General features: G+C 63.6%; 12 protein-coding genes. 7 read left to right on the forward strand and 5 right to left on the reverse strand.

Features of this window, described 5'->3' with window-relative positions; all coding sequences use genetic code 11:
* Positions 1–75: 75 nt before the first annotated feature.
* The 3 genes from VFW93_RS13590 (at position 76) to VFW93_RS13600 (ending at position 3,154) form a co-directional block, all read left to right on the forward strand.
* Entirely contained in the window at positions 76–1,170 is a 1,095-nt protein-coding gene (locus tag VFW93_RS13590) for a 2Fe-2S iron-sulfur cluster binding domain-containing protein (RefSeq protein ID WP_329694524.1), read from the forward strand.
* A 94-nt stretch (positions 1,171–1,264) separates the two neighbouring features.
* Positions 1,265–2,116, forward strand: a complete 852-nt coding sequence (locus tag VFW93_RS13595) for a PaaX family transcriptional regulator C-terminal domain-containing protein (protein ID WP_329694525.1) — start codon at positions 1,265–1,267, stop codon at positions 2,114–2,116.
* Between the two features lie 114 nt (positions 2,117–2,230).
* Entirely contained in the window at positions 2,231–3,154 is a 924-nt protein-coding gene (locus VFW93_RS13600) for a fatty acid desaturase family protein (protein ID WP_329694546.1), read from the forward strand.
* A gap of 7 nt (positions 3,155–3,161) precedes the next feature.
* On the opposite strand, the gene VFW93_RS13605 is transcribed toward VFW93_RS13600, so the two are convergent.
* On the reverse strand, positions 3,162–3,848 hold the full coding sequence (locus tag VFW93_RS13605) for a glutathione S-transferase (protein ID WP_329694526.1): 687 nt from the start codon (positions 3,846–3,848) through the stop codon (positions 3,162–3,164).
* Positions 3,849–3,908: 60 nt separating this feature from the next.
* On the opposite strand from VFW93_RS13605, the gene arsC reads away from it, so the two are divergent.
* Both arsC and VFW93_RS13615 read left to right on the forward strand, forming a co-directional pair.
* A complete protein-coding gene (arsC, locus tag VFW93_RS13610) occupies positions 3,909–4,334 on the forward strand; it encodes an arsenate reductase (glutaredoxin) (protein ID WP_329694527.1) in 426 nt (141 codons plus the stop codon).
* 71 nt (positions 4,335–4,405) lie between these two features.
* Positions 4,406–5,266 (forward strand): class I SAM-dependent methyltransferase, encoded by an 861-nt coding sequence (locus VFW93_RS13615; RefSeq protein ID WP_329694528.1) that lies wholly within the window; start codon positions 4,406–4,408, stop codon positions 5,264–5,266.
* Between the two features lie 13 nt (positions 5,267–5,279).
* Here VFW93_RS13615 and VFW93_RS13620 read toward each other — a convergent pair whose 3' ends face one another.
* Genes VFW93_RS13620 through VFW93_RS13630 form a run of 3 tightly spaced genes read right to left on the reverse strand, consistent with a single transcriptional unit; the run spans position 5,280 to position 9,900 of the window.
* On the reverse strand, positions 5,280–6,674 hold the full coding sequence (locus VFW93_RS13620) for an efflux transporter outer membrane subunit (RefSeq protein ID WP_329694529.1): 1,395 nt from the start codon (positions 6,672–6,674) through the stop codon (positions 5,280–5,282).
* A gap of 24 nt (positions 6,675–6,698) precedes the next feature.
* Positions 6,699–8,678, reverse strand: a complete 1,980-nt coding sequence (locus VFW93_RS13625) for a MacB family efflux pump subunit (protein WP_329694530.1) — start codon at positions 8,676–8,678, stop codon at positions 6,699–6,701.
* A 4-nt stretch (positions 8,679–8,682) separates the two neighbouring features.
* A complete protein-coding gene (locus VFW93_RS13630; protein ID WP_329694531.1) occupies positions 8,683–9,900 on the reverse strand; it encodes an efflux RND transporter periplasmic adaptor subunit in 1,218 nt (405 codons plus the stop codon).
* 68 nt (positions 9,901–9,968) lie between these two features.
* On the opposite strand from VFW93_RS13630, the gene VFW93_RS13635 reads away from it, so the two are divergent.
* Positions 9,969–10,718 carry an SDR family oxidoreductase gene (locus VFW93_RS13635; protein WP_329694532.1) on the forward strand — a complete coding sequence of 250 codons (750 nt, stop codon included), beginning with the start codon at positions 9,969–9,971 and terminating at the stop codon, positions 10,716–10,718.
* A gap of 19 nt (positions 10,719–10,737) precedes the next feature.
* Here VFW93_RS13635 and VFW93_RS13640 read toward each other — a convergent pair whose 3' ends face one another.
* On the reverse strand, positions 10,738–11,670 hold the full coding sequence (locus tag VFW93_RS13640; RefSeq protein ID WP_329694533.1) for a DUF3034 family protein: 933 nt from the start codon (positions 11,668–11,670) through the stop codon (positions 10,738–10,740).
* A gap of 156 nt (positions 11,671–11,826) precedes the next feature.
* Here VFW93_RS13640 and VFW93_RS13645 point away from each other — a divergent pair, with 156 nt between their 5' ends.
* Complete coding sequence (locus VFW93_RS13645) at positions 11,827–12,318, forward strand: group 1 truncated hemoglobin (protein ID WP_329694534.1); 492 nt, start codon at positions 11,827–11,829, stop codon at positions 12,316–12,318.
* Positions 12,319–12,369 lie beyond the last annotated feature (51 nt).

The raw sequence follows: 12,369 nt of genomic DNA on the forward strand, positions 1-12,369 counted from the left end.
GCGCCGTTTACGCGGCGCACACACCGACCGCAGGTCAACCGGCCTTGCGGTCTTTGTCTTGACAGGACACCTATCGTGCCCCCCAGCCTGTTCAGCCGCCTGTTTGGCAGCAGCCCCTCCGAATTCAAGCTGCAGATCAATTCACCCGATCTGACCGTGACCGCTCAGGCCAAGGAAAGCCTCTTGCTGGCGGCCTTGAACCAGGGCATCGCCTTTCCCTACAACTGCCGAGTGGGCGGCTGTGGCGAATGCAAGTGCCGCCTCGTCTCAGGCAAGGTCAAGGAACTGACCGACAAAAGCTATCTGCTGTCGGCCGAAGAGTTGAAGCAGAACTACATTCTGGCCTGCCAGAGCCTGCCCAAGTCGGACGTGGTCGTCGAGGTGGTCCTGCGCCAGGGCGCGGTCGTCCATCCCATCGTGGAAACCTCGGCCCGCATCTCGGCCCTCACACCACTGACGCACGACATCCTGCACGTGCAGATGCAAGCCGAGCAGCCTTTGAACTACACCGCCGGACAGTACGCCGAGCTCGTCATCCCCGATGCGGTTGAGGCCGAGGCTGGCAAGGGCCGCAGCTATTCGTTTGCCACGGCACACGATGCAGCGCGTCCCAACGCGCTTGACTTCTTCATCCGCAAGGTGCCAGGTGGCGCCTTCACCGAGTGGCTGTTCTCCAAGGCCGAAGTGGGTCAATGGCTGAAGCTGCGTGGCCCGTATGGCGATTTCTGCCTTCGCCCCAGCGCCAACCCCATCGTGTGCATCGCCGGGGGCAGCGGCCTGGCGCCCATCAAGGCGCTGCTGGAGCAAGCCATCAAGGACAAGCAGGCCAACCGCCCGCTGGTGATCCTGTTTGGCGCGCGCACCCAGCAAGACCTGTACGGGCTGGACGACATCGACCAGATCCGCCGAAACTGGACGGGCCGCTTCCTGTTCGAGCCCATCCTGTCGAACGAACCGGAAGGATCGAGCTGGCAAGGCCGCCGAGGCCTGATCACCGATCACCTCAAGCCGCTCCTGGGCGAGCGCCTGCCTGATCACCACGCCTATATGTGCGGGCCGCCACCCATGATCGACGCTTGCGTCGAGGCGCTCACGCAAGGCGGCACGCCCTCCGGCCAGATCTACTTTGACAAGTTTCTGGACAGCGGACATACCGCACAGCCCAAATAGGCGGGAAGACCGGTAGTTACAGAATCAGGCAAAACACGGTTGACACAGAAACATTTCATTGGATATGATTTTTTACAGACTTCTGTAATGAATCATGCCGCCCAACCCGAAAAACCTGATCCTCAACCTGCTGCTGGCCAATGATGGCGCACCGTTGAGCGCGGCCGATGCCGTGGGATCCTGCGCCCTGTTCGGCATCCGCGAAAACAGTGTACGGGTGTCGCTCGTGCGTCTGGGTTCGGCCGGCATGATCGAATCCGCGGGGCGTGGCGCCTACAGGCTGGGGCCGCAAGCTGCCGGGTTGGCGCAGGAACTGTCACGCTGGCGCAGCAGCGAATCACGTGTGTGCGACTGGTCCGGGACCTGGATCATGGTCAGCACCGGCAGCCTGGGGCGCAGCGACCGCACGGCCCTGCGCGGCAGGCAAAGAGCCCTGGCCTTGCTGGGTTTCCAGGAGTTGGACGACTCTCTGCACGTTCGGCCAGACAACCTGATCGGCCACGCCCCTGCCATCCGTGAACGCCTGCGCAAGCTGGGCCTGGAAGCTGAAGCCCCCGTCTTTGCCGCCACCGATCTGGCGCCCGAACTGGACGCCAGGGCCCGCACGCTCTGGCAGGGTGATGCCCTCACCAAAGCCTACCAACAGACGCGTCAGAAGCTGGAAGCCTGGCTGGCGCACGCGCATGAACTCGAGCCCGATGTGGCCGCGCGCGAGTCCTACCTGCTGGGCAACGAGGCCATTCGCCAACTGGTGTTCGATCCCCTGCTGCCAGCGCCCCTGGTTGACGTCGCAGAACGCCGCGCTTTCACTGACACGGTGGTCGCGTTTGATCAGGCGGGCCGTCGCATCTGGGCCGAGCAACTACCGGCGGTCTTGCAGGCCCGACACGCACAACACCTCGCGACCAGCCCTTCCACCAAAGGCCGCCGGCCTGCCACCCATTGAGCACAGCGCACCATGTCCAGCTCCCTCGCCCAGCAGCCTGAATTCACGGCCACACCCACGGATCTGCCCGCCGCCACCAAACGGCGCCTGAAAGACCTGTTCACCCGCGAGCAGATGGCCACCTTGACGGCGCGCTCCGATCTGTGGGGCGCCTGGGCCGTGGGCTCCACATGGGGTGTCATCGCCCTGGCCTTTGCCGCACTGGCGCGCTGGCCGAATGTTTTCACGTTTGTTGCCGTGATGGCCGTGCTGGGTGGTCGCCAGCTGGCACTCGCCATCCTGCAACATGAAGGTTCGCACGGCACCCTGTTCAAGAGCCGTTGGGCCAACGACGTGCTCACCGACTGGCTGTGCGCACGCCCGATCTGGCAGAACCTGGGCAAGTACAAGGTGCACCACCTGGGCCATCACACCAGAACCGGCACCAACCAGGATCCCGACATCTCGCTGCATGAAGACTACCCTGTGAGCCGCGCTTCGCTGGTGCGCAAGATGGCGCGCGACATCTTCGGCCTGACTGGCCTCAAGCTGGTCTTCGGGCTGGTGATGATGGATGCCGGCGTCTTCAAGTGGACCGTGGCCAACAACGTCGAACGCCTGCCACAAGAAGGCCGCACCTGGCCCGAGCGCATCAGCACCACCCTGCGCAACATGGGGCCCATGTTGATCACCAACGGTGTGCTGTGGGCTGTGTTGGCCGCCACGGGCCACGCCTGGCTGTATGGCGCCTGGGTACTGGCCTTCCTGACCTTTCTGCCGCTGTTCATCCGCATCCGCTCGATTGCCGAACATGGCTGCCTGGACCGCTCACCCGACATGTTCCGCAATACGCGCACCACCCGCGCCGGCTGGCTGGCCCGCGCCACCGTGGCACCGGTGAACGTGAACTTCCACATGGAGCATCACCTGATGGCGTCGGTGCCCTACCACCGCCTGCCTCAGATGCACGCCTGGTTGCGTGAGCGCACGGATGTGCCCGAGCCACCCAGCTATCTGGATGTGTTGCAACTGGCCAGTTCAGGCCAGCCAGCTCGATAGGACTTGCTCAGCCCATCACCACCGGGCCGCCCTTGGCCAGCGCACGCTGGTAGGCAGGCCGGGCTTCCATCCGCTTGATGTAGGCCGACAGGTTCGGGCATCGCCTGGCATCGTCCGCACGCGAGATCAAGGCTGACACGGCAAAGCTCATCTGGAAGTCAGCCAGTGTCAGGCGATCACCCGCAAACCACTGGTTTTGGCCCAGATGGTCTTCGATGAACGCCGTCGAGGTCTGCAGGTTGGGATCGATCAGCTGCTTTTGCACCTTCTTGCAGAGTTCACGTGCAATCGGCCTGACGAAGAAGGGCATGGGCTGCGTGGGAATGGTCATGAACACCAGCTTCATCACCAGCCAGTTCATGAGCGAACCTTCGGCAAAGTGCATCCAGAAGCGCAACTGCATGTGCTCAGGCGTGCCGGGTTGGGTGCTCAAGTGCGCAGCCTCCCCTTGCGCATCAACACCGTAGCGCTCGACCAGGTATTCCAGAATCGCAGCCGATTCCGCCACCACCAGATCGCCATCGGTGATCACGGGGGATTTGCCCAAGGGATGGATCTTCTTCAACTCCGGCGGCGCCAACCTGGTAACGGGGTGGCGCTTGTAGATCTTGAGCTCATAGGGCAGGCCCAGTTCTTCCAGCAACCACAGCACGCGCTGCGAACGGGATGTTTCGAGGTGGTGAACGGTGATCATGCGCGGCAGCATACAACGACCGCCATTCATGCACCGCCACAAGACCGCTAAGATCCCACCATGAGCAAGGTCACCATCTTTCACAACCCCAAGTGCGGCACCTCCCGCAATACTCTGGCCCTGATCCGCAATGCGGGTATCGAGCCCGATGTCATCCTGTATCTCGAGACGCCGCCTGATCGCCCTCAACTGGTCAAGCTGATCCAGGACAGTGGCCTGAGTGCCCGCGAGGTATTGCGCAGCAAAGGCGATCTGTACGACGAACTCCAGTTGCAGGACAGCAAGTGGACGGACGATCAACTGATCGACTTCATGATCGCGCATCCCATCCTGATCAACCGCCCCATCGTGGTCACCCCGCTGGGCACCCGGCTGTGCCGCCCCTCCGAGCTGGTGCTCGACATCCTGGACGCCCCTCAGCAAGCCCCCTTCAGCAAGGAGGACGGTGAAGTGGTGATCGACGCTCAGGGAAAACGCGCCAAGTAATCTGACAACAATTCATGTCACACTACCGATTCATGGCGCCAACCGCGCGCGAATCAGCTTGAGGACAGGACATGGCCCGCAACGCAGCCAGCATCAGCCCCACGGCGCACTACACCGGCTACACCTGGTTCGCGCACGGCATGTCGCATCCTGCGCTGGTCACGCCACAGGGCCGGCTCATGCATGGCGCCTTGCGCCCTCTGCACAGCCTGGCCATGCTCACGGGCGCCCCCACCTTGCAAGCCTTCCTGTTGGCGCGGCACCGCCTGATCGATCTGCTGCTTACCCAGGCCATCCGCGAGGGCCGTGTGAGCCAGGTCATCGAAGTGGCCGCCGGGCTGTCACCGCGCGGCTGGCGCTTCAAGCAAGCCCATGGGGACAAGCTTCACTACATTGAAGCCGACCTGCCTGACATGGCACAGCGCAAGCGCGACCTGCTTCAGCAGGCCGATCTGCTGCGTCAGCGACACGAAGTCGTGACCCTGGATGCCCTGGCCGACACCGGCCCTGCCTCCTTGAGCGCCCTGGCTGACAGGCTGGACCCCCATCAGGGCACGGCCATCATCACCGAGGGCCTGGTCAACTACTTCGACACCCCCACCGTGGTGGCGATGTGGCAACGCTTTGGCCGCGTGCTCAACCGCTTCCCGGATGGGCTCTACTTGTCAGACATCCACCTGCACAACGCCAACAAGGGTGCAGGCGTGCAGGCCTTCAAGGCCGTCCTCTCGACCTTCGTCAAAGGTCGCGTCTTCCTGCACTTCGACAACGAAGTGCAGGCCGAAACCGAATTGCGCCACGCCGGATTTGCGCTGGCAGAACTGCATGACCCTACCCGCTTTGCCGGGCAACTGGGCATGACCATGCACCCTGGCGCCAATGCCGTGCGCGTGGTTGAAGCACGCACCAACAAGCCCACGTTCAAGGGCTAGGCGGGTCTCGCCTTCATCCTGGCGTCACATCCAGCCCGCCACCGGCAGCCTGATACAGCGTCACCAAAGCATTGAGCCGATTGAGTCGGTTGGCAGCGAGGTTGTTTTCGGCCTGCCGACGTGCTTCCTGCGCATCCAGCCAGGTCTTGAGCGGCACGGCACCAGCACGGTAACGCGCCTCGCTCAGCCGCTCGCCATCCTGAGCGGCCTTGACGGCCAGCGCGAGCTGCACCCCCTGGTTCTCGTATTGCACGCGCGCCGACAAGGCGTTTTCGACATCAGACAGCGCCTGGTACCAGCTCTGCCGATAGCCCAGCACCGCCACCTCGTAGTCAGCCTGCGAGATGTCGACACTGCGCTGCATGTCACGCCATTGCACGAAGGGCAGCGCCAGGCCTGCGCCCAGTGTGCCCACCGGGTCGCTCAACACCTTGGACAAAGCCGTGCTGCTGCCACCCACGCTACCCGTGAGCGACAAGGTTGGGTAAAAGCTGGCCCTGGTTGCATCTACCGATGCCAGTGACTTGCGCAGGCGAGACTCGGCAGCCTGCAGATCAGGGCGACGCGCCAGCAAGGACGCCGGTGCGCCAGGCTGCACATCCGGCAAGCCCCCCTCGGGCAAACGCAAGGTTTCCTTCGTCGCGACAGATGGCGGCGCATCAAACAGAATGGCCAGGGCGTTGCGTGCCTGTACACGCTGCTGCAGCCACTGCGTGTGACTCGCCTCCTGAGCAGCCAGAGCCTGTGTGGCTTGCGCCACCTCCAGGCCAGACGTGGCCCCCACCTTGTATTGCGCCTCCACCAGCTTGAGTGTCTGGCGGGCGTAATCAATGCTTAGCTGGCTGGCCTCCACGCGCTGGTTCAGGTAGGCCACCTGCCAGTACAGATTGGCCACCGTGCCCACCAGTGACATGGCTGCCGCCTGACGGTCCTGCTCGGTGGCCTGGGCTTCCCAGTCGGCTGCACTGCGCAGCGAAGCCAGGCGGCCCCACAGGTCCACCTCCCAGCTGGCGCCCGCCGTGACGGTGCTCAACCGGGTGGTCGGGCCACCGTCGAGCTGGCGCGATGCCGTGCTGCTGCCCTTCACGCTCAGCGAGGGCAACTGATCACTGGCCGCCTGGCCTGCCACCAGCTGTGCCCGCCGCACCTTGATGGCTGCTTGCGCCAGGTTGTTGTTACGAGCCAGGGCATCCTGAATCAACTGGGTCAGCACCGGGTCCTGCAAGCCTTGCCACCAGGGCGCCAGCGCGGCCTGTCTGGCGGCATCGCCTTGTTGCCAGGCCTCGGGCACCTTCACGTCTGGCCGTGCGTAGTGCCCCGGTGCAGCGCAGGCGCTCAACAACGCTGCAACCAGCGCCACGCTGCCCCAGGTCCATGCTGTGTGCCTGTGTTGCTTCACTGTATTCACGCTTTGTTCTCTCATGCACATTTCTCACTGCCTCGACAAGGCATCCACGGGATCCAGCTTTGCCGCATTGCGCGCCGGTAGAAAACCGAACACCACACCGATCAGCGAAGAGACCCCAAAGGCCGCCACGATGGACGACACTGAATAAACCATGGTGAAGGTGCCGCCACCCAATTTGTCGAACCCCAGCCCGATCAGCAAGGACAGCCCGATCCCCAGCACCCCACCGATCAGGCAGACCAGCACCGCCTCGATCAGGAACTGCCTCAGGATGTCGCTCTGACGCGCCCCCACCGCCATGCGCACGCCAATCTCCTGCGTGCGCTCGGTCACCGACACCAGCATGATGTTCATCACACCGATGCCGCCCACGATCAGCGAGATCACGGCGATCGACGAGATCAGCAGTGTCATCGTCTGCGTGGTGCTCTCGATGGTCTGGCGGATGCTGTCACTGTTGCGCACGAAAAAGTCCTGTGTGCCATGGCGTTGCGTGACCAGCTTGACGATGCCCTGCTCGGCCGCCACAGAAGGCACGTCATCGCTGATGCGCACCGTGATGTTGCGCAACCAGCGCACGCCCAGCAAGCGCCGCATGGCCGTGGTGTAAGGCACCCAGACGTTGAGGTTGTCCGAGATCATGAAACCGCTTTCCTGCGGCGAGGTCACGCCGATGATGCGCACGGGCACGGAGCCCAGAAACACCACCTGCCCCACCGGGTTCTCGCCATTGGGGAACAAGGCCTTCTGGGCGTTCGGATCAATCACGGCTTCCTGCGTCTGGCGGCGCACGCTGTCGGCATCGAAGGCCTGGCCCTGCGCCATCGTGTAGCCCTTGACGCGAAAGAAGTCCTCTCCCACACCGGTCACGTTCGCGGTGGCCTCCAGATTGCCACGCCGCAGGGTCACGCTGGTGCTCACCGTGGGCGTCACGCTGTCCACATAGCTCAGGTTGGACAAGGCGTCCGCATCACCCGGCACCAAGGTGCGGATGCGCCCGGCCTGCCGATCACCGAAGTTCTTGCCCGGGAAGATGTCGATCGTGTTGGTGCCCATGGCCGAGATGTCCTTGAGCACGCGCTGGCGCGAGCCTTCGCCCAAAGCCACCATCGACACCACGGAGGCGATGCCGATGATGATGCCCAGCATGGTCAACAGCGTGCGCAGACGGTGCCCGGCCATGGCGCGCAGGGCCATCGTGAAGGCTTCGGTGAACCGATCCCAGTTGGCGCGCCAGGGATGAGGCTCCGGCGTGCCTTCCTCCAGCTTCACGGCGCGGTGCACATCAGCCCCATCCTTGTAGCGATCCGAGACGATCTCGCCATCGGCCACCTCGATGATGCGCTGCGCATGCTGCGCCACCTTGGGGTCGTGGGTCACGATGATGACCGTGTGCCCATCGGCATGCAGCTCCTTGAGAATGCGCATGACCTCCTCGCCGCTGACGCTGTCGAGCGCCCCCGTCGGCTCATCGGCCAGAATCACGTCGCCGCCGTTCATGAGCGCGCGGGCAATGCTGACGCGCTGTTGCTGACCTCCTGAAAGCTGGCCCGGACGATGTCGAACGCGCTCACCCAGACCCAGGCGTCCCAGCAGCGCGGCCGCGCGAGCATGCCGTTCGGCCGGCCCATGGCCCGCATAGATGGCCGGGATCTCGACGTTGCCCGCCGCCGTCAGGTCACCCATGAGGTGATAGCGCTGGAAGATGAAGCCGAAGTGCTCGCGACGCAGGCGCGCCAGTTCATCCGGTTCCAGGGCGGCCGTGGGCTGCCCCGCCACCTTGTAGACACCCCGCGTCGGCCGGTCCAGGCATCCCAGGATGTTCATCAGCGTGGACTTGCCCGAACCCGAGGCGCCAATGATGGCCACCATCTCGCCGGCCTGGATCTTCAGGCTGATGCCCTTGAGCACCGCCACCGAGCCTTCGCCCGAGGGGTACTCGCGCCACAGATCCTGCACTTCCAGCAAGGCAGGCGCGGCAGACTGTTGTGAAGTCGATGCCATGGCGTCAGAACATGCCCGGCGGACGACGTGAACCACCCGAACCATTGCCCGAGCCCGTGGCCTCACCCACCACCACCAGATCGCCTTCCTTCAAGCCTTCCAGCACCTGGGCCTGGACGCGGTTGTTCAGGCCGATCCTGACCTGGCGCGTCGACACCTTCTGCTGACCAGGCGGGCCTTCCAGCACGCTCACGTCGTAGGTCCTGGTCTTGCGATCACGCTTGCCCAGTGCAGAAGCGGGAATGACGAGGGCATGGTCGGCCTTGTTCAGCACGATGAAGACCTGAGCGGTCATCAGCACACGCAGCTTGCCATCCGGATTGGGCACGTCGAACAACCCGTTGTAGTAGATGGCCGAGGTTGTGGAAGTAGATGTCGTGACCTTGGCATCCGTCTGGCTTGCCTCCGGCACCGGTTCCACACCGCGCAGTGTGGCGTCGAAACGATGCAGCGGCTCGCCCAGAATCGTGAAGTAAGCCGGCATGCCGGGCTTGACCCGCACCACATCGGCTTCGGAGATCTGTGCCTTGATCTGCACCTGGTCCAGTTTGGCCAGCTTGATGATGGATGGCGCAGACTGGATGGCGTTCACCGTGCGCCCCTCTTCGGCGATCACCGCGATCACCACCCCATCAATGGGCGCCAGGATGCGCGTGTAGCCCAGGTTCACCTTGGCCGTGTCCACGGAAATCGATGCCTGCCTGATCTGGGCGTCCAAGGCGCCGATGTCGGCCGTGGTGGTGGCCAGGGCCGCTTCCGCATCTTCCAGATCAGCCTTGGCGCCGGCATCCAGCCTGACCAGCTCCAGCTTGCGCTTGTAAGTCAGTTCAGCCTGCTTTTGCAGCGCCACCTTGGCACGGCGTTGTGCCGTCAGCAAAGCCACCTGAGCCTCGGCATTGCGCAAGGCATTGTTCTGCGTGGTGGAGTCGATCTCGGCGACCAGTTGCCCCTTCTTGACCTTGTCGCCCAGGTCCACATACAGCCGCTTGATCTGACCCGAAACCTGCGCCCCGACGCTCACCTCCTTTTGCGCCTGGATGGTGCCGCTGGCCAGCACGGTGTCCTCCAGATCTTCATACGCCACCTTGGCCGTGATCACCTGAGGTGCGGCAGGCGGCGTGAAGAAGTAGTGTTTGATGCCCCAGCCGGCTGCAGCCAGCACCACCAGACCGGTTGCCAGCCGCCAGCCGGACAACCATTTGTTCTTTTTCATCGTGTTCATCTCGCCAGTTTCCCGGGGGCTTGTTGTCCAAGCACGTCGACGCGGTTAAGGGAATGTAAAGTCACTGCATGAATCCGGTCACACTCATCACGGGCGCCAGCCAGGGCATCGGCGCCGCCACCGCACGCCTGCTCGCCGCGCAAGGCCACAGCCTGCTCATTCACTACGCCCACCAGGCCGATCTGGCCCGGGAGGTGGCGCAGTCATGCCTGCAACTCGGTTCACCACACGCCATCATCGCCCAAGCCGACCTGTCCGATGAAGAACAGGTGCTCAAACTGTTCACCATCGCGGACAAATCTCTGCCTCGCTTGACGGGGCTGGTCAACAACGCCGGCATCGTGGACCAGACCTCACCACTGGCGGACATGTCTGCGGCACGCATGCAACGCATGCTGAGCGTCAACGTGCTGGGCCCCATGCTGTGTGCGCGCGAGGCGGTCAAACGCATGTCGACACGGCTGGGCGGGCAAGGCGGTGTGATCGTCAATGTGTCCAGCAGCGCCGTGCGCACGGGCTCACCCAATCTGTACGTGGATTACGCAGCCAGCAAGGGCGCCATCGATGTGCTGACCAACGGCTTGTCCAAGGAAGTGGCGCCAGAGGGTGTGCGCGTGGTCGCGGTACGCCCCGGCATCACCGACACGGGCATTCACGCCACCGGTGGCGAGCCGGACCGTGCAGCCAGACTGGGGCCCACCCTGCCCATGGGGCGGGCAGCAGCGCCACGCGAGGTCGCTGAAGCCATCGTCTGGCTGCTGTCGGACAAGGCCAGCTACACGGCGGGCGCCATCCTGGATGTGACCGGGGGCCGTTGAGCCCTCTGCTGCTGGCGGATCAGAAGGACGCCTGCGCCGACAGGTACAAGCCTGCCTGGTCTTCCTTGCCGACGATATTGCCCAGGTTCACCCAGGCCAGCGTCAGGCTGCCGCCGCGGCAAGGGAACCAGGCCAGGAACACATCCCAGGCATTGTCTTCACGAAGAATCGCGCCGCCGGACGCCAGGTTGTCAGGCTTCATGCGGTATTCGGCGCCCAGCACCAGATCGTCACGCAACATGAGCCCCAGGCTGCCCTCCAGCTGCAGCTTGTGCGTCTCATGCCCGGAGCCACCAAAGCCCACGAGACCGAATTGGTTGGCGCGGGTCAGCCGCGCTGTCCCCGAGGCAATCACATTGCGCCCCGCCAGGCCGCCCAGCCACAGCTTGGTCGCCGTAGCGTAGACGTCGATGTCGCTGGTCCCCGTCGCGCCCAGGGATCTGACCAGATCGCGGTCGCTCGCCGCCAGTTCCTTGAGTTGCGCCCCTACCGCCACTTGCGGCATGAGCGTGTCCTGGTCGTACACGGCATCGCCGGCCACCTTGAACTTGGCACCCAGCACGTTCATCTCGATGGCCTTGCCTGGCACGGTATCGCCCAGCTTGAAAGACCAGCGCGCCATGCTGAGCTCGATGCTGTCCTTGATGCCCACGGCCGCCCCGCTGATCTGCAGGTCATAGCCGTCCTGCGTCCTCAGCCGCGTCGCAAAGACCGACCCACCGTTCTGGTTGCTGCTGCCCGTGCCCGTGATCGTGGCCCAGGGCGTCAAGCCACCACCACCCGCACCATCCACTTCGCTGACGCCCCAGGTACCCAGCAGGCGATCGCCAGCATGCGCCTTGGGCGCGACAGATGCCGCCACCACAGCCAGTCCGAGCCAGCCCAGGCGCCACCAGGACAAGGTGGTCGTGTTGCGTGCCTTTTGCACACAACACCCAGTACTTTCGGACATTTTTCGGCTCATGGTCGATCCTCGCGTGAGATCTGACCAGTCAATACCCGGCCAAATACGGAGATGAATATCGACTCACATGGTGCAATATGAAGGCACAATCCCTCGCATGAGGGGGATAGCGTGAATTTGAACCCCCTGTTTGCAGGATGAGTTATGCCGATGACCAGCCCGATCACCATGTGGACCAGCCTGAGCGAAGACAGCCGTCGCCACGCCAAAATGGCTGTCATCGGCATCACCATCAGTTGGACACTGGCCATCCTGATGGCCTGCACCACGACAGGCAATCAGGCGCCGCTGTATCAGCAACTGGGTGGCACCAAGGGCGTAGAGACCGTCACCGACCGTACGCTGGATCGGGTTTCAACCGATCCTCGCACTAGGAGATCGTTTGACGGCATCAAGATGGCAGCGCTGAAAAAGAGCGTGGCAGCCTACGTTTGCAAGGTGGCCGACGGCCCCTGTGTTTACGAAGGTGAAACCATGGCCAACTCGCATGCCAGGACCAATATCTCCGGGGCCGAGTTCGACATCATGGTGTCGGTGATGCGCGAAGAACTGGAGCGTGCCGGCGCACCTGACGCGGCCAGAAACGAGCTTTTGCGCAGACTCGCACCGACCCGACGCGACATCGTCAAATACTGAGCAAGTGGCAAGCCCACACATGCGCCCACACTGCCTTCTCACCCAGCTTGA

Source organism: Aquabacterium sp., assembly GCF_036279675.1.
Classification (GTDB): Bacteria; Pseudomonadota; Gammaproteobacteria; order Burkholderiales; family Burkholderiaceae_C; genus Aquabacterium.

Bases quoted from the DNA above. Each gene is read 5' to 3' on its own strand.
- VFW93_RS13595 (WP_329694525.1), top strand. From the start codon at position 1,265: ATGCCGCCCAACCCGAAAAACCTGATCCTCAACCTGCTGCTGGCCAAT.
- VFW93_RS13600 (WP_329694546.1), top strand. From the start codon at position 2,231: ATGGCCACCTTGACGGCGCGCTCCGATCTGTGGGGCGCCTGGGCCGTG.
- VFW93_RS13605 (WP_329694526.1), bottom strand. From the start codon at position 3,848: ATGATCACCGTTCACCACCTCGAAACATCCCGTTCGCAGCGCGTGCTG.
- arsC (WP_329694527.1), top strand. From the start codon at position 3,909: ATGAGCAAGGTCACCATCTTTCACAACCCCAAGTGCGGCACCTCCCGC.
- VFW93_RS13615 (WP_329694528.1), top strand. From the start codon at position 4,406: ATGGCCCGCAACGCAGCCAGCATCAGCCCCACGGCGCACTACACCGGC.
- VFW93_RS13625 (WP_329694530.1), bottom strand. From the start codon at position 8,678: ATGGCATCGACTTCACAACAGTCTGCCGCGCCTGCCTTGCTGGAAGTG.
- VFW93_RS13630 (WP_329694531.1), bottom strand. From the start codon at position 9,900: ATGAACACGATGAAAAAGAACAAATGGTTGTCCGGCTGGCGGCTGGCA.
- VFW93_RS13635 (WP_329694532.1), top strand. From the start codon at position 9,969: ATGAATCCGGTCACACTCATCACGGGCGCCAGCCAGGGCATCGGCGCC.
- VFW93_RS13640 (WP_329694533.1), bottom strand. From the start codon at position 11,670: ATGTCCGAAAGTACTGGGTGTTGTGTGCAAAAGGCACGCAACACGACC.
- VFW93_RS13645 (WP_329694534.1), top strand. From the start codon at position 11,827: ATGCCGATGACCAGCCCGATCACCATGTGGACCAGCCTGAGCGAAGAC.